The organism is Butyrivibrio proteoclasticus (assembly GCF_900115735.1).
Classification (GTDB): Bacteria; Bacillota; Clostridia; order Lachnospirales; family Lachnospiraceae; genus Butyrivibrio; species Butyrivibrio proteoclasticus_B.
In genome coordinates this window covers 164,515-183,845 of record NZ_FOXO01000003.1, presented here as the reverse complement: position 1 = coordinate 183,845, position 19,331 = coordinate 164,515, and the positions used below count along the sequence as shown (strand labels likewise).

At 39.1% G+C, this 19,331-nt stretch carries 20 protein-coding genes; 19 read left to right on the top strand and 1 reads right to left on the bottom strand.

Going from position 1 to position 19,331, the window contains the following annotated elements; genetic code table 11:
* Positions 1-81 precede the first annotated feature (81 nt).
* Positions 82-417, top strand: coding sequence for a GNAT family N-acetyltransferase (locus BM146_RS03275; protein ID WP_074884299.1), 336 nt, complete (start codon positions 82-84; stop codon positions 415-417).
* 76 nt (positions 418-493) lie between these two features.
* Here the strand turns inward: BM146_RS03275 and BM146_RS03270 are convergent, their stop codons facing one another.
* On the bottom strand, positions 494-1,108 hold the full coding sequence (locus BM146_RS03270) for an HD domain-containing protein (RefSeq protein WP_074884295.1): 615 nt from the start codon (positions 1,106-1,108) through the stop codon (positions 494-496).
* 232 nt (positions 1,109-1,340) lie between these two features.
* On the opposite strand from BM146_RS03270, the gene BM146_RS03265 reads away from it, so the two are divergent.
* The 18 genes from BM146_RS03265 to nrdR all read left to right on the top strand — a co-directional run bounded on the left by BM146_RS03265 (position 1,341) and on the right by nrdR (position 19,212).
* Positions 1,341-1,718, top strand: a complete 378-nt coding sequence (locus tag BM146_RS03265) for a hypothetical protein (protein ID WP_022766205.1) — start codon at positions 1,341-1,343, stop codon at positions 1,716-1,718.
* Positions 1,719-1,756: 38 nt separating this feature from the next.
* Positions 1,757-2,422 (top strand): hypothetical protein, encoded by a 666-nt coding sequence (locus tag BM146_RS03260; RefSeq protein WP_022766206.1) that lies wholly within the window; start codon positions 1,757-1,759, stop codon positions 2,420-2,422.
* A gap of 318 nt (positions 2,423-2,740) precedes the next feature.
* Complete coding sequence (locus BM146_RS03255; protein ID WP_022766207.1) at positions 2,741-2,995, top strand: hypothetical protein; 255 nt, start codon at positions 2,741-2,743, stop codon at positions 2,993-2,995.
* 340 nt (positions 2,996-3,335) lie between these two features.
* Positions 3,336-3,851 (top strand): sigma-70 family RNA polymerase sigma factor, encoded by a 516-nt coding sequence (locus BM146_RS03250; RefSeq protein WP_022766208.1) that lies wholly within the window; start codon positions 3,336-3,338, stop codon positions 3,849-3,851.
* A gap of 403 nt (positions 3,852-4,254) precedes the next feature.
* On the top strand, positions 4,255-4,839 hold the full coding sequence (locus tag BM146_RS03245) for an excisionase (protein WP_022766209.1): 585 nt from the start codon (positions 4,255-4,257) through the stop codon (positions 4,837-4,839).
* An 89-nt stretch (positions 4,840-4,928) separates the two neighbouring features.
* Entirely contained in the window at positions 4,929-6,104 is a 1,176-nt protein-coding gene (locus tag BM146_RS03240) for a tyrosine-type recombinase/integrase (protein WP_074884292.1), read from the top strand.
* 132 nt (positions 6,105-6,236) lie between these two features.
* Positions 6,237-7,334 (top strand): redox-regulated ATPase YchF, encoded by a 1,098-nt coding sequence (ychF, locus tag BM146_RS03235; RefSeq protein WP_074884289.1) that lies wholly within the window; start codon positions 6,237-6,239, stop codon positions 7,332-7,334.
* A gap of 205 nt (positions 7,335-7,539) precedes the next feature.
* Positions 7,540-8,406, top strand: coding sequence for a prolipoprotein diacylglyceryl transferase (gene lgt / locus BM146_RS03230; RefSeq protein ID WP_083413380.1), 867 nt, complete (start codon positions 7,540-7,542; stop codon positions 8,404-8,406).
* 173 nt (positions 8,407-8,579) lie between these two features.
* A complete protein-coding gene (gene mraZ / locus BM146_RS03225; RefSeq protein WP_074884286.1) occupies positions 8,580-9,020 on the top strand; it encodes a division/cell wall cluster transcriptional repressor MraZ in 441 nt (146 codons plus the stop codon).
* A 60-nt stretch (positions 9,021-9,080) separates the two neighbouring features.
* Positions 9,081-10,016, top strand: a complete 936-nt coding sequence (rsmH, locus tag BM146_RS03220; protein ID WP_074884283.1) for a 16S rRNA (cytosine(1402)-N(4))-methyltransferase RsmH — start codon at positions 9,081-9,083, stop codon at positions 10,014-10,016.
* Between the two features lie 43 nt (positions 10,017-10,059).
* Positions 10,060-10,497 (top strand): cell division protein FtsL, encoded by a 438-nt coding sequence (locus BM146_RS03215; protein ID WP_074884279.1) that lies wholly within the window; start codon positions 10,060-10,062, stop codon positions 10,495-10,497.
* A 76-nt stretch (positions 10,498-10,573) separates the two neighbouring features.
* Complete coding sequence (locus BM146_RS03210) at positions 10,574-12,814, top strand: penicillin-binding transpeptidase domain-containing protein (protein ID WP_074884277.1); 2,241 nt, start codon at positions 10,574-10,576, stop codon at positions 12,812-12,814.
* Positions 12,815-12,831: 17 nt separating this feature from the next.
* Complete coding sequence (gene mraY / locus BM146_RS03205) at positions 12,832-13,797, top strand: phospho-N-acetylmuramoyl-pentapeptide-transferase (RefSeq protein WP_074884275.1); 966 nt, start codon at positions 12,832-12,834, stop codon at positions 13,795-13,797.
* A 30-nt stretch (positions 13,798-13,827) separates the two neighbouring features.
* Positions 13,828-15,198, top strand: coding sequence for a UDP-N-acetylmuramoyl-L-alanine--D-glutamate ligase (gene murD, locus BM146_RS03200; protein WP_074884272.1), 1,371 nt, complete (start codon positions 13,828-13,830; stop codon positions 15,196-15,198).
* Between the two features lie 41 nt (positions 15,199-15,239).
* A complete protein-coding gene (locus tag BM146_RS03195) occupies positions 15,240-16,385 on the top strand; it encodes an FtsW/RodA/SpoVE family cell cycle protein (protein WP_074884269.1) in 1,146 nt (381 codons plus the stop codon).
* Between the two features lie 5 nt (positions 16,386-16,390).
* A complete protein-coding gene (locus tag BM146_RS03190) occupies positions 16,391-17,209 on the top strand; it encodes a cell division protein FtsQ/DivIB (RefSeq protein ID WP_083413379.1) in 819 nt (272 codons plus the stop codon).
* 108 nt (positions 17,210-17,317) lie between these two features.
* Entirely contained in the window at positions 17,318-18,550 is a 1,233-nt protein-coding gene (gene ftsZ / locus BM146_RS03185; protein ID WP_074884394.1) for a cell division protein FtsZ, read from the top strand.
* A gap of 149 nt (positions 18,551-18,699) precedes the next feature.
* Positions 18,700-19,212, top strand: a complete 513-nt coding sequence (gene nrdR, locus BM146_RS03180; RefSeq protein WP_074884266.1) for a transcriptional regulator NrdR — start codon at positions 18,700-18,702, stop codon at positions 19,210-19,212.
* Positions 19,213-19,331 lie beyond the last annotated feature (119 nt).

Here is a 19,331-nt window from a genome sequence, read left to right as displayed (position 1 = left end):
AATCCTTATCACGGCGTTTCATATGATGAATATATTGCAAAGGTACTTCCGACCCTCATTTCATATGAGCATCCTATAAATATGCCAGACTGGTTTGTGCCTGAAACGTATTACTACTTATGGAATGAAGGGAAGCTGATTGGAGAGTTTCGTATCAGACATCATCTTACAGAAGCTCTTAGGAATGGTGCAGGACATATTGGTTACAGCATCAAGAGGGATGAAAGAGGAAAAGGATATGATACAGCCGGCCTAAAGCTTACTATTTCCGAGGCGAAAAAGATTATTCCAGAGGATGAGATTTATCTTCGTGTCAATAAAGACAACATCGCATCCCAGAAGGTAATGCTGAATAATGGGGCATACAGAGCAGGTGAAGACGAGGACCATTATTTCATGAGGATTAAAAAGTACTAAATACGACAAAGAGGAGACCGGCAAACGATGACAGGTTTGCTATTACTCCTCTTTTATATTGGAAAAAACGATATGGTCACGCTGTTTTATCGGAGATATGTTCAGCAGCCAGCTTCTGGTTTATGGTATCTTCACATGCCTGCATCGCCTGCAAAGTCATGGTAAGAAGCTTATCAAGTTCCCAACCGAGCTGGGCAGCGCCTCTTTCTATAACCTCTCTGGAACAGCCTGCTGCAAAGCCTTTACTTTTATATTTCTTTTTCAAGGACTTTAGTTCCATGTCTTTTGTGCTCTTTGAAGGCCTCATGAGAGCAGTAGCCCAGATCAGGCCGGTCAGTTCGTCAGCAGCAAAGAGTACCTTTTCCATTTCTAAGGTGGGCTCTACGTCTATAGTTGTGCCATTTCCGACAGTTATTCCGTATCCGTGAGAGCAGACTGAGTGGATAATGTCATCACTGACGCCTCCTTCTCTGAGAAGCTCAGGAGCTTTTAGGCAGTGTTCATCCGGATATAACTCGAAATCAATATCATGAAGTAATCCAACTATTCCCCAGTGTTCTTCTTCAGCTGAATAACCAAGTTCTTTTGCGTACCATTTCATGACAGCTTCTACAGTAAGAGCGTGCTGGATGTGAAATGGATCTTTGTTATATTTCTTTAATAGTTCAAATGCATCATCACGTGTGATCATAATATCCTCCAATCTTTCAGAATATTCTACTTCATTTTTGCTCGGATGGCGATTAACTATTTACGATAGTTGGCGATAGCAACGGTATAAGGAAACGATAAATAATCAGTGTCTGAGTAGTATACAGCTGTATACTAAAACATCCATAAATCGTATACCGGTGTTTATTTTTACTGCAAACATATTGAAATAAAATAATATCAAGGAGGCTTCGCGTGTAAGGAGGCATTTTATGGATGAAATCGCAACTGACTATATTTATTGCAGAATAATGACGCTTGCTGATGAAGTTGAAAAATCACTCTATCGTGTCGCTGTTGATGGAGGGCTCGAGAGAAATCAGATATATAATATGATGAAAAGAGGATCCATGCCAGATTTGAGGATACTTAATAAGATATGTCGGGGGTTAGATGTAACATTAAAAGAATTTTTTGATGAGGAGTTTCATGCAGATAAAAATGAAAGAATATTGATAGAGACATATCGATCATTTAAAGGACAAGAAAACAGAAACCGATTCACAAGGTATGTTGTTGGATTTGCTGGAGCAATGAAAGATGAAAATACGGAAGGCTTGAAGAACGTAAATGACAGGGAGGCTAATTGATAGCGGATCTGTCTTTTTTTAATTATGGAGGGAGAAGCATGCAAAAAGTAACAAGAATGACAGCGGAAAGACTTGCCGAAGAATTGTGTAAGCAGGAAGGTTTTGATGTTAAGGATGCTTCTGACTTTGCAGAAGACATGCTTACCAGGTTGTTGGCAGGACAAGTTGTAGCTGAAGAGGACGCAAATAACAATGTGCCTGCAGTCATACAATCCCAGAAGCTTAGGCTTAGACATTGGTACATTCTTCTGGTTGATCAAATGCCGAATGTTTTTAATCACGATAAACCGATACCAATTCCTGCCGAATATGGAGGACGTGGAGATTTTATATGGGAACTTGTACGTACTATTTGGATCAAAGGAAAGTCAGATGGGATGCTTGATAAAATAGAGAGGATGCTTGATGGTAATGTGTCAGGTACGCCATATGATCCCGAAAAAGACAGACGTAAGGATGGTAAGCTTATCAGGACGATACTTACAGATTGCTTTTTTACTGGAGAGGCAAGTTCACTTACTAACGAGGAGTATGCCAGACAATTACAGATAAGCCGCTCAACTCTTGAGAGTAAAAAAGAAGCAGGCATGGCAATTTTTGGAATCTTGATGTGGATATATGCTGTCAGAAGAGAAATGGAAGATATAGAAGAAGGAATTATACCAAGACCAGAACAGCATAGATGGTGGATGAAATATGTTTAGGGAGCAGCTTTGAGGCTGCTCTTTTACATTAATTGAGAAACACTCAACAATTACGCAATAAAAAACATATAAACTACGTCTAATGTTTAACAAACTTCATTAAATCCGCCAAATGCCAGTGATCATGTGATAAAATGCCTATCGTTGCAGAAAGGAGGAGTCATTATTTGGGGAAACATATCACTAAGTGGGGAGCTAGTGATTGTTATGAAAAAATGTGTAAATGCTTATATGGTCGAATAAGATGTGGGCCATTGCAATTCCGGGGAATCTGATTTTAATTAGGAAGAGTAAAAAGAATTGTTGGGAGAAAATGCAATGGCAGATATAAATGTAGCGGCTTGCTTTGAGAGGGAATTGGAGGAATTACATTGCCCATACTGTGGGAAGTGGGTGTGTGATACCGATATGGATATTGGGCGCATTATAGAGCCCTGCAGAGAATGCGGAAGAAGGCTTGTCATAATGAATATGGGAGAGGGACCATTTATTTTTAAGGACAGAAGAAAGGTTGCCAGAATCCGCAGAAAAGAAAAAAGAATGCAAAAAAAAGGCATTCATGAATACAACTAAATATTGATATGAGCTGTATGTATTGGGCGTTGAATCCGTAATTGAGGAAGGTTCGCAGCATGCAGCAAGAGTTTGCTTAGACGGACTATGAACAGTAATTGATGTTGAAAGGCGGAGCAGAACAGAGGAAATATCCATGACGGGTATTCTGTTTTGCTACCGTCTTTTTATTATGCCCATTTTTAGCGTTCAAATTTGAACTCATTTCGGAGATTTTTCTCTGTTTTCTCTGAATAAGGTTCAGATTTGAACATTTTTAATTGGGAAACTTACATAGGCAGATATCCGTGAAGCCCGGTTTTTGAAACTGACAACTTTCAAAAATCGGAGGAAACGGATAATGAATATTAATGAGAAAAATGAATATGAAATAATAGACCTTGGCTATGAGTATCCAGGAATGACAGGAGGAGTCAAGTGGGCTGTTATCACGGAGCTTGATAGTGAAATGCTTATAGAAAAATATGGAGATGAATTATCTATGTTCAAGCCATTTGTTGTCATGACAAAAGCTCAGGGAGAGGTGCTTAAGGATTATGACAGAAATGAGGCTAAACATAGAATGAGAAGAGTCAGAACCTGCTCACTGGACGGATATGTGGAGGGAGAAACTGAGTATATATATTCTGTTTTTTCAAAGGATGAACCAGAGGATATAGTTGTCCAGATGGATGAGGTAGAATGCTTACGTAAGGCTGTTGAAACTCTTACAGATATTCAGAAAAGGAGGCTCAAACTGTATTTTTATAATGATTTGACTGCGCGTGAAATAGCTGAACTAGAAGGTGTTTCACATAAGAATGTGTTGAAATCTTTGAACGAGGCAATTAAGAAAATTCAAAAATATAAAAACTAAGGGGTACCATCAGTAACTTCTCTGTTCGGATAGATGAGAGGATAAAAACTCATTTGTCGGACATTGAAAAGTAAATAGCCATTCATCAGGTACGTTCCTGTTATTCAAGCCCCAAAGGTACGCCTTGCGCGATATAGCCTCACTGAAAGCCGGTAGCACCGGTCTGGCGATGACAATAACATGGATAATGATACTTCCGCTCAGCCACAACTCATCGTAATGGGAGCGGCCCGGCGAGATCCGCGGGGAGGTAAAGAGCCTATGGAGCTGTCAGCTGCAGCCGCCTGATGACTTCCGAAATCCGGGTGTCGAGGACAAATAGATACAATATAAATATTTTGGAGCGTTTCTTCCATATTTTATTTATGAAGGAAACGCTCTTTTTTTAGGAGATATAACAAATATGAGAGAAGTTTTAAGAGGAGACATATACTTAGCAGATCTGGGTGAAAACATAGGATCTGTACAGAGAGGCGAGCGTCCTGTTGTAATAGTACAAAATAATAAAGGAAATAAGTATTCGCCTACAATTACAGTAATACCTGTGACGACTAAGATTCATCGAAGTAAAGGATTTCCCACGCATGTGCTTTTGGATCATATTGGGGGACTTGATGAAGAATCAGCGTCTATGGCAGAGCAGATAACTACCATAAGCAGGAGTAAGCTCATAAGATACATTGGTAGTTTGCCAGAGGACTTTATGAAAGCGAGAATCAATAAGTCAATTCGTATACAGTTAGGGCTGGATAAAATAGAGAAAACTGCTAAGAAGGATTTGATAAAATCGGATCCGTCTGGGGTACCAATTTGGCACAAAACTTCAATGACTGTCGAAGAAGCATCGGAGTATTCGAATATTGGAATAAACAGAATAAGGGAATTATGTAAAGATCCCTTAATCAAAATCTCTTTTCAGGTAGGAAGAAAAATATTGATAAAACGAGAGGCGTTTGACGAGTATTTAAATAATGTGGAACTCATCTGATAGAGCCTGCCAATCTTGAAAAAAAGGCTTTTCTATGTTATTTTTATACACGCGTGATGATGCTTCCTTTATTAAGAAGGAGTGTTATTGTGGGTAAAGATTTAAGAGGCCGAGAAATCGGCGAAGGAATTGTGCAGAGAAAGGATGGTTTATATTCAGCCAGATTTACTAACAAGAGTGGAAAAAGAGTAGAAAAATATTTTGATAATGCTGCAGATGCCAAAAAGTGGGTCACGATAAGCCGGCTTGAGGATGATAAAAAACCGGCCACAGCCATTGAATATAGCATGACTGTTGATGAGTGGTTTGTATATTGGATAAAAACATTTAAGCAGGGTTTATCGCCAAATACGATAAGAAATTATAAGGATCGTTACTATACTAATGTCCAAAACCATATAGGTAAGATGTTGCTTATAGATGTTAAGGCGATGCATTGTCAGCAGATTCTTAATGAAATGCAGGCAGATTACGCAATATCTACAGTCTATCAGACATACATTTGTCTTGGCTCAATGTTCAAATCTGCTTTGCTAAACGATCTTATTCCTAAGCATCCGCTTGATGCAGTGAACTTCAGAGCAAAAAAAGTAAAGACACCGCGCAGAGTTCTCACTGTGGAGGAACAGGAAAAATTCCTCGAATTTGCAGATAAGAATCATAATGCAAAACAATTTAGGTTGCTTTTGCAGACAGGACTTAGAACCGGTGAGCTGATAGGTCTAACTTGGGACAGCTTTGATATTGAGAATAGAACCCTGACAATTGATAAAGCACTTGAGTATAGACATGAGCGTGGGTATTGGAGAGCTGGACCACCAAAAACAATGGCCGGATTCAGGACAATACCGCTTACTGAAGAAGCTTTTGATATATTATATGGGTTGTATCAAAAGCGGCACACCAGGAAAGAATCCATGGCACTGTCACAGGTATTAACCTTCATTGACCCGAGAACCGGACTTGAGAGAACAGTAAACATGAAGGAATTGATATTTGTAAATTTTCGGACCGGAGAGCCTATCAAGAATTCTACTTATGATACCAATCTTTATAAGATATGTGATAAGGCAGGAATTAAACCTTTTTGTATGCACGCATTAAGACACACATTTGCTACCAGATGTATTGAGAGAGGAGTTAATCCGAAGTCTCTTCAAAAGATTTTGGGACATGCACAGTTGTCTACCACGATGGATACATATGTACATGTGACTGATGATTCTTTAATTCTTGCGATAAGACAGTTTGAGGCTGCTGTATAGCCTTTATAATTTTGTATAAAAGTTGGGAAGTAAAAAAATAATCAAAACTTATCATTTCTGGTGTAAAATGGTGTATATTTCATTATTCTAGATAGAAAGAATCCCGTAAATACGGGCTGGAGGTAATAAAAAATGAAACTAGGAATCGTAGGTTTACCAAACGTAGGTAAGTCAACACTTTTCAATTCACTTACTAATGCAGGAGCGCTTGCAGCTAATTATCCTTTTGCGACAATTGATCCTAATGTTGGAGTTGTTGCAGTTCCGGACAAGAGACTTAAGCTTCTTGGCGATCTTTATCATTCAAAGAAGGTTACACCTGCAACAATTGAGTTCGTTGATATTGCCGGACTAGTAAAGGGTGCATCAAAGGGTGAAGGACTTGGAAACCAGTTCCTTGCAAATATCCGTGAGACAGATGCTATTGTACATGTTGTAAGATGTTTTGAAGATCCTAACGTAGTTCACGTTGACGGATCAGTTGATCCTGCAAGAGATATAGAGACAATCAACCTTGAGCTTATTTTTGCTGATCTCGAGGTTCTTGAGAGAAGAATAGCAAAGGTTTCTAAGACTGCACGTATGGATAAGACTGCAGCAAAAGAGCTGGATCTTTTGAACAAGATAAAGGCAACTCTTGAAGAGAATAAGATGGCTAGAGAGCTTGAGATCACAGATGAAGATGAGCTTGCTCTTATGAATGGGTACGACCTTCTTACATGGAAACCTGTTATTTATGCAGCCAATGTAAAGGATGATGATCTTGCTGATGAGGGAGCTTCCAACAAGTATGTTGCAGCAGTCAGAGAACTTGCTTCAAAGTCCGGCAGTGAGGTATTTGTTATCAGTGCTCAGATTGAAGCTGAAATTTCTGAACTGGAAGCAGATGAAAAGGCAGAGTTCCTTGAAAGTATGGGACTTACAGAGTCTGGACTTGATAAGCTTATTGCAGCAAGCTATAAGACACTTGGTCTTATGAGTTTCCTTACATCAGGCGAAGATGAGACAAGAGCATGGACAATTAAGATTGGAACAAAAGCTCCTCAGGCAGCAGGTAAGATTCATACAGATTTTGAAAGAGGATTTATCAAAGCTGAAGTTATCAATTATGAGGATCTTCTCAGAGAGGGCTCACTTGCAGCAGCGAGAGAAAAAGGTCTTGTCCGAATGGAAGGAAAAGAGTACGTGGTTCAGGATGGAGATGTGATTCTCTTTAGATTTAACGTGTGATACTGCAAAGCATCGCAGCAAAGCATGAAAATATGCAGATCCATGCTTGCATGGGAATCTGCATATTTTCATGCTTTGATATGAGGCGCGCAGCGCCTCAACGAGGAATTGCGAAGCAATTACGAGTCTGCGATGCGAAGTGAAGCAGAGGAATTGCGAAGCGATTACGAGTCTGCGATGAAAAATAAAATACAGGGAGGCTGTTATGCCGGATATAATGGGGAAGATGGATATTGCGTTTCCGCACTTAAATATCTATTTGGAGAATGTCCCAAAGAGTTTTACTGTTTTTGGTTTTAGTATTGCTTTGTATGGAGTGATTATTGGACTGGGCTTTTTTCTGGCACTTATCCTTATTTCGAAAATTGCCGGGGCAACAGGTCAGAATCCTGATACATACTGGGATGTGGCGACTTTTGTAATAATCTTTTCAATTCTTGGCGCTAGAGCTTATTATGTGTTTTTTGCCTGGGATTATTATAAAGATAATCCTATCAGCGTGCTTAACATCAGAAATGGTGGTCTTGCCATATATGGTGGCGTGATTGCCGGGTTCCTTACAGCGTTCATTTATTGCAAGGTTAAAAAAGTTAATTTCTTTTTGCTTACAGATACCATTATGCCGGGGCTTTTACTTGGACAGGTAATGGGGAGATGGGGCAATTTTACTAACAGAGAAGCCTTTGGAGAATATACAGATAACCTTTTTGCTATGAGGCTTCCGGTGGAAGCTGTACGAAGCGGAGAGATAACTGAGCTTATGAAGGCTCACATGGTGGAAGGTACGAATTATATTCAGGTGAGTCCGACATTTCTTTATGAAAGTATGTGGAACCTGTGTCTTCTTATTATTATACTTTTGTATATCAAGCACAAAAAATTTGATGGCGAGATAGTTTTGATGTATCTTGGTGGTTATGGTCTTGGAAGATCCTGGATAGAGGGACTTAGAACAGATCAGTTGATAATGCACACTACAGGACTTCCGGTGTCTCAGATGCTTGCTATATGTCTTGTGACTTTTTCAGTGGCAGTTATGGCTGTAAAACGACTTCGAATGCGTAAAAAGTAATAAATCGAATAAATATTTTTTCTATAAAAAATGTCTTCTTGAATTTATGATTCAGGAGGGCATTTTTTTTCATGGATTTTTAATGGACAGCATGAAAGAAGTGTTTTATAATGTGTTCAGGTGGTAAAAAGTGTCATAAAGTGGTTAAAAGTGGTAGAAAAGTGGTAAAATAGGTGGGAGCAGCATTTAAAGGCGAATACAGTCATTCCATAGATGCTAAGGGACGACTCATAATACCTGCTAAATTCCGCGAGCTTTTGGGCGATCAATTTGTGGTTACCAAGGGCTTTGACGGATGCCTTTTTGTGTTCGCAGAAGAGGGATGGAACCAGTTTGAAGAAAAACTCCAGTCTCTGCCTATGGATAAACCGGAAGCCAGAATGCTTGGACGATTCTTTATTGCAGGCGCAATTGATGCGGAAGTCGACAAGCAGGGAAGAATCCTTTTACCAGCAAATCTTCTGCAGCACGCAAAAATAGAAAAAGAGGCAGTTATTGCCGGTGTTGGTAACAGAGCTGAAATTTGGAGTAAGGCAGAATGGGAGAAGGCTAGTACCTTTGATGACATCAATGAAATTGCAGCTAAGATGAGTCAGTACGGTTTAAGCATTTAAGCTGAACTTAGAAGTGCTTTGAGTCTGGTGCATGGCTTAATAAAATAATAAGGAAAAAGTATGGAATTCAAACATTATTCAGTACTACTTGATGAGTGCTTGGACAATTTGAATATTAAGCCCGACGGAATATATCTTGACGGAACTCTTGGAGGCGCAGGTCATTCCCTGCACATCGCAGAGAAATTGACAGCTGGAGGGCATTTGTATGGCACAGATCAGGATGAAGATGCTATACGTGCAGCTACTAAGAGACTTGAGCCTTATGAATCAAGAGTTACTATCATCAGAGATAACTATGAAAATGCAGTTGAGAGACTAAAGGCGCTTGGGGTTACAGGAGTTGACGGAATACTTCTTGACCTTGGTGTCTCATCTTATCAACTTGATAACGCAGAAAGAGGCTTTACCTACAAGGAAGATGTTCCTCTTGATATGAGAATGGACCAGAGGCAGACGTTGACTGCCAGAGATATTGTCAATGACTATTCTGAAATGGAGTTATTCCATATTATAAGAGACTTTGGCGAAGATAAATTTGCCAAGAATATTGCAAAGCATATCTGCATAGAGAGAGCTAAGTCACCAATAGAGACAACAGGACAACTTAATGACATTATTAAGGCGGCTATACCTGCCAAAATGAGGGAAAAGGGAGGTCATCCTTCCAAGAGAACTTATCAGGCTATCAGAATTGCACTTAACAGGGAATTGGATGTTTTACAGAATTCGTTGGATGGATTTATAGATTTCCTGAATCCTGGAGGAAGGCTTTGCGTTATTACTTTCCATTCACTTGAAGACAGAATAACCAAGAATAATTTTAGAAGAAATGAAAATCCTTGCACGTGTCCTCCTAATTTTCCGGTTTGCGTATGTGGTAAGACATCGAAAGGCAAGGTTATAACAAGAAAACCGATTTTACCAAGTGAAAAAGAGCTGTCTGAGAATAAACGCTCTCAGAGTGCAAAGCTTCGAGTATTTGAAAAAGTTTAATTGGGATTATTGAACTGTAATAGCAGTGAGAAGGGAGGCTAACATGGCAAATGAATATATTCACGGAAATACCGTAAAAAGAATTAATGAACAACCAAAAGAGAAAAAAGACCGCTTCCATGTGCAGGAGCCTCAAAAGAAAGATAGAAGGCGCCATCACATGAGCCTTGGCTATCTGGTATTTTTGTCTATGGCAATGGTACTGATGGTTGGAACACTTGCCTGGTACATTAACTTACAGTCACAGATTAAGAACAGTGTTAAACATGTAGCTCAGCTTGAGAGCCAGCTTAACACATTAAAACAAGACAATGATGAGGCTTATAACAGAGCTAATGGTAATGTGGATCTTGATGAGATAAAAAGAATAGCAATTCAGGAATACGGAATGACGTATGCCAGTGAGGGACAGATCATAACATATTCTGATGGCGGTGGAAACGACTACGTACGCCAGATTGCGCCTGTTCCACATGAATAACTTCTAAAAGTATTTGCCCCTGAAACAAAATATGACTATAATTTAAAGGGTGTAATTGGAAGGATTTTATGTTTAGATGAAAAGGCGTAAGGAAAAAAATAAGCAGAAGTTTACTATAGGAATGAGAAAAAAGCTGGTAGTGCTGTTTGTATTGGTACTACTGGCTTTCGTTGGGTTAGGGGTCAGACTTATCCTTATAACCAAGAATAATGGCGAAGAATATCAAAAGCAAGTTCTTTCACAGCAGCAGTATGATTCGACGACGATTCCTTTCAGAAGAGGAGAAATACTGGATGCGAATAATACTATTCTTGCTTATAGCGAGAAAGTATACAATGTTATCCTTGATGCCAAGATTCTTTTAAGGGATTCCAAGTATCTTGATCCTACATTAAAAGCTCTTGTAAGATGTTTCGGACTTGATGGAGGGGATATCAGAAATTACCTTGCAGAACATCCGTCTTCGCAGTACTATGTTTTGGCTAAAAAGCTTACTTATTCAGAAATCAGCGAGTTTCAGGAACTTATAACTCCTGGATCTGAAAGTTATGATGAGAATATACAGGGCGTATGGTTTGAAGAAAGCTATATCCGTAAATATCCAAACGGCACACTTGCCAGTGACATAATCGGCTTTACATCAAGTGACAATACAGGTATGTATGGACTTGAGGAGTATTATAACAACACTCTTAGCGGAACTCCCGGAAGAGAATATGGTTATCTCGATGATGATTCTACTCTTGAAAGGACTACTATTTCGGCTACAGACGGCGATAGTATTGTTACAACTATAGATGGCAATCTCCAGACAATAGTTGAAAAACATCTCTATGAGTTCAACGAGCAGTACAAAAATAATGCCAGAGAAGGAAATGGCGCTAACAATGTGGGATGTGTGATCATGGACATCCATACCGGTGAAGTTCTTGCTATGGCAAGTTATCCAAATTTTGATCTTAATAATCCCAGAGATACTGCGGCTCTTATTGGCATGCCGGCAGTTGATGAAAAAGGAAACAAGGTAAAGGGCGAATCTGTTTACGATTCAGGTGTTTACATTACTGAGGAGATGCTTCAAAACTTTACTGATGAGCAGCTATATCAGAATTACAATGCTTTGTGGAAGAATTTTTGCATTGCTGATACTTATGAACCGGGATCTGTTGCAAAGCCTTTTACTGTTGCAACCGGACTTGAAAGCGGCTCCATAACAGGAGATGAAGTTTATAACTGTCTTGGAAAACTTGAAGTTGGCGGATGGGAGATTAAGTGCCACAATACCTATGGTGACGGAGCGGTTTCAGTTTCAAGAGGAATTGAGATTTCTTGTAACGTGGCTATGATGTATATTTCTCAGGCTATTGGTGTAAATACTTTCACTAAGTTCCAAAAAGATTTTGGCTTTGGACTTAAGACCAATATAGATCTTGCAGGAGAGGCCAGAACAGAGGGACTTACCTACAGTGCTGCCAATATGACATCTACTGACCTTGCAACCAACTCCTTTGGACAGGGTTTTAACGTAGATATGATTGAGATGATAACGGCTTTCAGCTCACTGATAAATGGAGGTTATTACTATGAACCTCATGTTGTTAAAAAAATAGTAAGCAGCAGCGGAGCTACTATTAAAAATATTGAACCGAGAATTTTGAGGCAGACAATATCACAGAGTACTTCGGATAAAATTATCGAGTACTGTAATCAGGTTGTTGCCGGTGAAGAAGGTACAGGTAAAACAGCAAGACCTGCAGGATATATGATTGGCGGTAAGACAGGAACAGCGCAGACTCTTCCCCGTGGAAATCATCAGTATGTCGTTTCTTTTATGGGATATGCACCTGCATCTGATCCTGACATTGCAATTTACGTTGTAGTTGACAGACCAAATGTGCTTTACCAGGACGATGCCAAGTTTGCAACCAGAATAGTCAGAGCTATTCTTACAGAGGCGCTTCCTTATCTTAATTATCCTATGACAGAGGAGCTTTCTGAAAAGGAGAAAACTGAACTTGAAACTCTTCGCGAACAGCTTGTTACTACAGCTGTAACAGAGGAGGAGCAAGAAGAAAATCCTGAGGAAGTTACAGAAGAGACAGGTGAAAACCAGGAGGAGACAACTGAAACATCTGAGGAAAAGGAAAGAACTTCAATTTGGGAGTCATTTGACAAAGACCCTGCTACGGGCTATTATGTAGACCCAAGTAACGGAAATCTTATAGATCCGGATAGCGGAAGCGTAATTGGTGGAGATGAACTTCCTGATTTTGAAGGAGTACCGACTGAGGCCGCTTCGGAAAGCAGTAGTAATTAAGATTAGAGGATGTAATTATGGAAAACTATTTAACCAGAGCATTGATACCTGTTCTTGTATCGTTTATTATAGCAGTCATTATTGGACCTTCAGTAATAGGTGTCTTAAAAAAGCTAAAGGCAGGTCAGACAGAGCGTGAAGAGGGGCTTGAATCCCATCAGAAAAAGACTGGAACTCCAACTATGGGAGGAATTATATTTCTAATTCCTTTCTTTATTATAGGAATTTTGTACGGAGCATCACATAAAGAAGTTATTCCAATTCTTATCCTTACTTTTGGTTTTGGCTTAATAGGATTTATTGATGACTATATCAAAGTTGTAAAAAAACACAATCTCGGACTTCGTGCCTGGCAGAAAATTGTTGGTCAGCTCGTGATTGTTGTGGTTTTTGCTCTCTATGTTGAGAACTTTACAGACCTTTCTCTTGCAATGAAGGTGCCATTTACAGATATAATACTTGATTTTGGCTTTTGGAATATTCCTATTCTGTTTTTTATTGCACTTGGAACAGCAAACGGAACAAACTTTACAGATGGAGTGGATGGCCTATGTGCATCTGTGACTGCGGTTGTAGCTGCATTTTTTGCAGTAGCCGGAATGGTAACTGGCGCTACAGGTGCAGAGGTTATGTCATCAGCTATGCTTGGAGCTCTTTTGGGATATCTTGTTTATAACGTATACCCCGGAAAGGTAATGATGGGAGATACAGGTTCTCTTGCTATTGGAGGATTTGTTACCGGAGTAGCGTACGTTATGCATATGCCTGTTTTTATAGTGATAGTTGGCTTTATTTACGCTATCGAAGTTGTTTCAGTCATTATGCAGGTTTCATATTTTAAAATAACACACGGCAAAAGGATATTCAGAATGGCTCCTATTCATCACCATTATGAAAAAGGCGGCTGGTCTGAGACAAAGGTTGTGAATGTGTTTACTACAGTAACAATTCTTATGTGTCTTATTGCTTATGCCGGTTTGTAAAAAAACTTATGATATGCGAAGGAAAGTAAAATGAAAGCAACAGATATTATTGGGAAAAAAGTACTGGTAATCGGTTCGGGTCTTTCAGGTGTTGGATCTGTAAGGCTTCTTCATCAGGTTGGTGCAGTGCCAATCCTATTGGAAGAAAACACAAAGGTAACTGAAGAAGATATTAGAAAAAAGCTTCATGAAGAGGATAGGGATACTACACAGATTATTATCGGAAATATCGAAGATAGTGTATTGGATGAACTTTCTCTGACAGTTCCAAGTCCGGCAGTACCTCTTGATGCACCTACAGTGATGAGGATTAAAGAGAAAAATATACCTATTTGGAGCGAGATTGAGCTTGCTTATAATTTTTCAAAAGGTAAGCTTGTTGCGATAACAGGTACAAATGGTAAGACAACAACTACAACTCTTGTGGGCGACATAATGAAAGCTCATTTTGCGGATACATATGTAGTTGGAAATATAGGAGTGTCCTATGCTGAGAATGCGCTTAAAATGACTGATGACTCTGTTACTACAGGCGAGATCAGCTCTTTTCAGCTGGAGGCTGTGGATAATTTCCATGCAAACGTATCAGCAATCCTTAATATTACACCTGATCATCTCAACAGACATCATACAATGGAATGCTATGCTTCCATGAAAGAAAATGTCACAAACAGACAGACAAAGGACGATACTTGTGTTCTTAATTACGATAATGAATATACAAGAGATTTTGGAAACAGATGTCCGGCAAAGGTAATCTTTTTCTCAACAAAAGAAAGGTTGTCTGATGGATTTTTCCTTGATGGCAATGAGATTTTTATGAGCACAGCAGGAAATGCAACCAGAATCATGGACATTCATGATATGAATCTGGTTGGTCTTTGCAATGTGGAAAATGTTATGGCAGCCATAGCAATATCTCTTTCTATGGGCGTACCGCTTGCAACAATTCTTAATGTGGTTCGCAATTTCAAGGCAGTAGAGCATAGAATTGAATTTGTTGCCACCAAGAAAGGCGTTGATTATTATAATGATTCCAAGGGAACCAATCCTGATGCGGCTATTCAGGGCATAAGAGCCATGAATAGACCAACAATCCTCATCGGTGGTGGCTATGATAAAGGTAGTGAATACGATGAGTGGATTGAAAACTTTGGCGGTAAGGTAAAACTTTTGGTACTTATAGGCCAGACCAAAGAAAAAATCGCGGAGTGCGCTAAAAAACACGGATTTACTGATTACTGCTTTAAGGATAGTTTTGAAGAAGCACTTAAGTTCTGCACAGAAAGTGCCAATGAGGGCGATGCAGTTCTTTTGTCACCTGCATGTGCAAGCTGGGATATGTTCCCAAATTATGAGACCAGGGGAAAGAAATTCAAGGAATACGTAAATGCACTTTAATGTGCTTTTTAACGGTATTTTGTATGTTATGAGGGATTAAAGTGGAGAAAGTCAAAACACTTAGAAAGCCAAAAGTTGAATCATATATTGATTATAGCCTGGTTTTCATAGTTCTGTTTTTGCTGGCGTTTGGTCTTGTTATGCTTTATTCGACAAGCTCTTACGAAGCTAATTTGGACTATGGAGATTCAGCCTATTATTTCAAACATCAGCTTGGACCAACTTTGATTGGACTTGGAGCTATGATTTTTATGTCCTATTTTCCTTACAGGATCTTGAGGAAGGTTGCGTTTCCGATTTATTTGATTGCAACTGGACTGCTGCTTCTTCTTGTTCCTTTTGGAAAAACTATAAACGGTGCAAAAAGATGGATCTATATTGCAGGTATATCAATTCAGCCTGCTGAGGTTGCTAAATTTGCCGTAATTGTTTTTTCTGCAACACTTGTTATTTCGCTTAAAAAGAAATTGCTTGATCCAAAAGGATTTGGGACTATGCTGGCGTTTCCGGCTTTTCTTTCACTTTTGGTCTATGGAATCACCAAGAACCTTAGTTCAGCGATCATTATCATGGGTATTGCAGTAGTCATGCTTTTTGTGTCTACTCCGGGATATAAGAGATATGTTATCGCAGCCCTTTCTGTTTTGGCGCTGGCAACTGTAATTGTTCTAATAGTTGCTAATTCTGCAGATTCAAGCGGAATGAACTACAGATTCAAAAGAATCCTTGTGTGGCTGGATCCTGCTGCTTATGCAAGTGGCAAGGGATTCCAAACTATTCAGGCTCTTTACGCCATTGGGTCAGGTGGCATTTTTGGTAAAGGACTTGGAGAAAGCATGCAGAAGATGGGTTTTATCCCTGAGGCACAGAACGATATGATTTTCTCCATTATTTGTGAAGAATTAGGGCTTTTTGGCGCTATTGCTGTAATGCTTATGTTCCTTCTTCTTATCTGGAGATTAATGGTTATAGCTAATAATGCACCTGATATGTTTGGAGCACTTCTTGTCATCGGCGTAATGGGACATATTGCTATTCAGGTTGTCCTTAACATTGCGGTTGTAACTAATACCATCCCTAATACGGGAATAACGCTTCCATTTATTAGCTATGGCGGATCTGCAGTTATTGTTCAGCTGGCTGAAATCGGTATGGCGCTTAATGTGGCCAGAAATATAGGAAGATGATATAGATGGCAAAAAGAAAGCGTAGAAAACCAAAGTCAAGAAAAAAGAATAATGTAGATATCAGAAGTTTTTTTGAAAGAATCGGAGACTCCTTAAGATATAACAGGAGTCTTTATATTATAATCGGAATAGTTTTTTCAGTATTCATTGTTGGACTTTTGGCATTTACTTATATTAGGGATAATTATACCATTACAAACGTTTATGTTACGGGAAATACACACTATACCAATGAAGAAGTGATTGATATGGTCATGACAGACAGATTCTGCCATAATTCTTTGTATCTTTCGCTTAAATACAGGAATAAATCTATAGAAGATATTCCTTTTGTTGAGAAAATGAGTGTTGAGATAGTCTCACCCGATACTGTAAGAATAAATGTTTATGAAAAAGCAGTAGCTGGTTATATTTCGTATCTTGGACATTACATCTATTTTGACAGGGATGGAATAGTGGTAGAAAGCTCAATGGAGGCTAGCGATGATGTGCCGGAGGTTCTGGGACTTAGTTTTTCTTATATAGTCCTTTATGAGAAATTGCCAATAGATAATGAGGAGGTTTTTGAAGAAATCCTTGATATCACACAGCTTTTGTCGAAGTATGACCTGAAGGCAAACAAGATTTTTTTTGATAGCGAGTATAATCTTTACCTTTATTTTGATGGAATTGAAGTAAGTATAGGAACAAAAGACTATATTGATGAAAAAATAATACAACTTCAGTATATTTTACCTAAACTGGAAGGAAAAACAGGGCTGCTTGAAATGAAAGACTATGATGAAGATACCAAAAATGTGACTTTTCAAGAAAAAAAGCAGTAAATTATTGTACAAAAACGTAAATTTATAAGAAAAAAACAGGTTGATAATTGGACGAAAAAATCGTATCATACCTATTAGGAGTCTATGGATTATGAAGGAGGAGTTGTTTTGCTGGAGATAAAGTCAAACGAAGCAGAAAATGCCTGCAAGATAATTGTCGTTGGGGTCGGCGGTGCAGGTAATAATGCTGTAAATAGAATGGTAGACGAAAATATTACCGGTGTTGAATTTATCGGTATAAATACAGATAAACAGGCACTTCAGTTATGCAAAGCCCCTAAGCTTTTACAGATTGGTGAGAAGCTTACAAAGGGTCTTGGTGCCGGTGCAAAGCCTGAGATTGGCCAAAAAGCTGCTGAGGAGAGCGCAGAAGAGATTTCTGCTGCACTTAAGGGAGCTGATATGGTATTCGTTACTTGTGGAATGGGTGGCGGAACAGGAACAGGTGCGGCTCCAGTTGTTGCAAAACTTGCCAAAGAGATGGGTATTCTTACAGTTGGTGTGGTTACAAAACCTTTCAGTTTCGAGGCTCGTGTTCGTATGCAGAATGCTATGCTCGGAATATCTAATATAAGGACTAATGTAGATACACTTATTGTTATCCCTAACGATAAACTTCTTCAGATTGTTGACAGACGTACAACTATGCCTGATGCCCTTAAGAAAGCTGATGAAGTACTTCAGCAGGCAGTTCAGGGTGTTACTGATCTTATCAATGTACCTGCAGTTATCAATCTTGACTTTGCAGATGTACAGACTGTTATGAAGGATAAAGGCATTGCTCATATTGGTATTGGTACCGGTAAGGGTGATGATAAGGCAGCAGATGCTGTTAAGATGGCGGTTGAGAGTCCACTTCTTGAGACAAAGGTTAACGGGGCTACAGATGTTATCATCAATATTTCAGGTGATATCAGCCTTACAGATGCACAGGAAGCTTCTGACTATGTTCGTGGCCTTGCCGGTGATGATGTAAATGTAATATTTGGTGCAATGTATGATGAAAACAAGACTGATACATGCACAGTTACAGTTATTGCAACAGGAATTGATGATAAAATTGCAACAGCAAGACAAGCTGCAGCAAGACCTGCTCAACAGGCTGCAACTGTAACAACAGCTTCGATTCCACAGCCTGCAGTTAATGCAGCATATGCTACACCTGTTACACCATCTTCAGTAGTTACTCCTGTACAGCCTTCAGTAGAAACAATTGGTATTTCTCGTGAGAATAGTGCTACAGCTCCTAAACCAAGTCTTGGTATCAACAGACCTACAGATATCAAGAGCACAGTAGAGCCTAAGTCACTTAAAATTCCTGATTTCTTACAGAGAAAGTAATAATTAACGAAATTGTATTAAAAAGCCTTTTGCAGATTATGCAAAAGGCTTTTATTTTTGCTTGAATAATGCTACAATAATTTGTGTGGCTGTTTGTTTTTTTACCAATATGTAGTAGACATGTCAAATAGGAAAATGGAGGAAATGTTATGAAGTGCCCATTCTGTGGGAAAGATGATACCAGAGTAATTGATTCCAGACCGGCTGATGATAATACATCAATCAGAAGAAGAAGGGTTTGTGATTCCTGTAGCAAGCGTTTTACTACATATGAAAAAGTTGAGACTATACCTCTCATTGTTATAAAGAAGGGCGATGTGAGAGAACCATATGACAGAGCCAAGATAGAGGCTGGAGTTTTCAGAGCGTGTCACAAGAGACCTGTGAGCGCCGAGCAGATTACTAAAATAGTAGATGCAGTTGAAACAGAAATTTTCAACATGGAGCAGAAGGAAATCCCCAGCAGAGCTATAGGTGAGATAGTAATGGACAAGATGAAGAATCTTGATCCTGTTGCATATGTCAGATTTGCATCTGTTTACAGAGAATTTAAAGATGTGAACACCTTCATGGATGAGCTTAAGTCAGTCCTCAAAAAGGAAGCGGAAGGAACAATAACAGACAGTACAGATAAAAACACACCACTATTGAAAAAAGAATAAGCAAAAAGTGATAGTAATAGCCTTGACAATAAGTTGTCGAGGCTTTATATTTACATAGATATTGCTGCGCAATACCCATGTAAATTTTTTTATGCGCTCGGTGAAAATGTAATTTTTGC

Excerpts from the sequence above, each read along its gene's own strand:
- BM146_RS03275 (WP_074884299.1), top strand. The coding sequence starts at position 82 with ATGCCAGACTGGTTTGTGCCTGAAACGTATTACTACTTATGGAATGAA.
- BM146_RS03270 (WP_074884295.1), bottom strand. The coding sequence starts at position 1,108 with ATGATCACACGTGATGATGCATTTGAACTATTAAAGAAATATAACAAA.
- BM146_RS03265 (WP_022766205.1), top strand. The coding sequence starts at position 1,341 with ATGGATGAAATCGCAACTGACTATATTTATTGCAGAATAATGACGCTT.
- BM146_RS03260 (WP_022766206.1), top strand. The coding sequence starts at position 1,757 with ATGCAAAAAGTAACAAGAATGACAGCGGAAAGACTTGCCGAAGAATTG.
- BM146_RS03255 (WP_022766207.1), top strand. The coding sequence starts at position 2,741 with ATGGCAGATATAAATGTAGCGGCTTGCTTTGAGAGGGAATTGGAGGAA.
- BM146_RS03250 (WP_022766208.1), top strand. The coding sequence starts at position 3,336 with ATGAATATTAATGAGAAAAATGAATATGAAATAATAGACCTTGGCTAT.
- BM146_RS03245 (WP_022766209.1), top strand. The coding sequence starts at position 4,255 with ATGAGAGAAGTTTTAAGAGGAGACATATACTTAGCAGATCTGGGTGAA.
- ychF (WP_074884289.1), top strand. The coding sequence starts at position 6,237 with ATGAAACTAGGAATCGTAGGTTTACCAAACGTAGGTAAGTCAACACTT.
- lgt (WP_083413380.1), top strand. The coding sequence starts at position 7,540 with ATGCCGGATATAATGGGGAAGATGGATATTGCGTTTCCGCACTTAAAT.
- rsmH (WP_074884283.1), top strand. The coding sequence starts at position 9,081 with ATGGAATTCAAACATTATTCAGTACTACTTGATGAGTGCTTGGACAAT.
- BM146_RS03215 (WP_074884279.1), top strand. The coding sequence starts at position 10,060 with ATGGCAAATGAATATATTCACGGAAATACCGTAAAAAGAATTAATGAA.
- BM146_RS03210 (WP_074884277.1), top strand. The coding sequence starts at position 10,574 with ATGAAAAGGCGTAAGGAAAAAAATAAGCAGAAGTTTACTATAGGAATG.
- mraY (WP_074884275.1), top strand. The coding sequence starts at position 12,832 with ATGGAAAACTATTTAACCAGAGCATTGATACCTGTTCTTGTATCGTTT.
- murD (WP_074884272.1), top strand. The coding sequence starts at position 13,828 with ATGAAAGCAACAGATATTATTGGGAAAAAAGTACTGGTAATCGGTTCG.
- BM146_RS03190 (WP_083413379.1), top strand. The coding sequence starts at position 16,391 with ATGGCAAAAAGAAAGCGTAGAAAACCAAAGTCAAGAAAAAAGAATAAT.
- nrdR (WP_074884266.1), top strand. The coding sequence starts at position 18,700 with ATGAAGTGCCCATTCTGTGGGAAAGATGATACCAGAGTAATTGATTCC.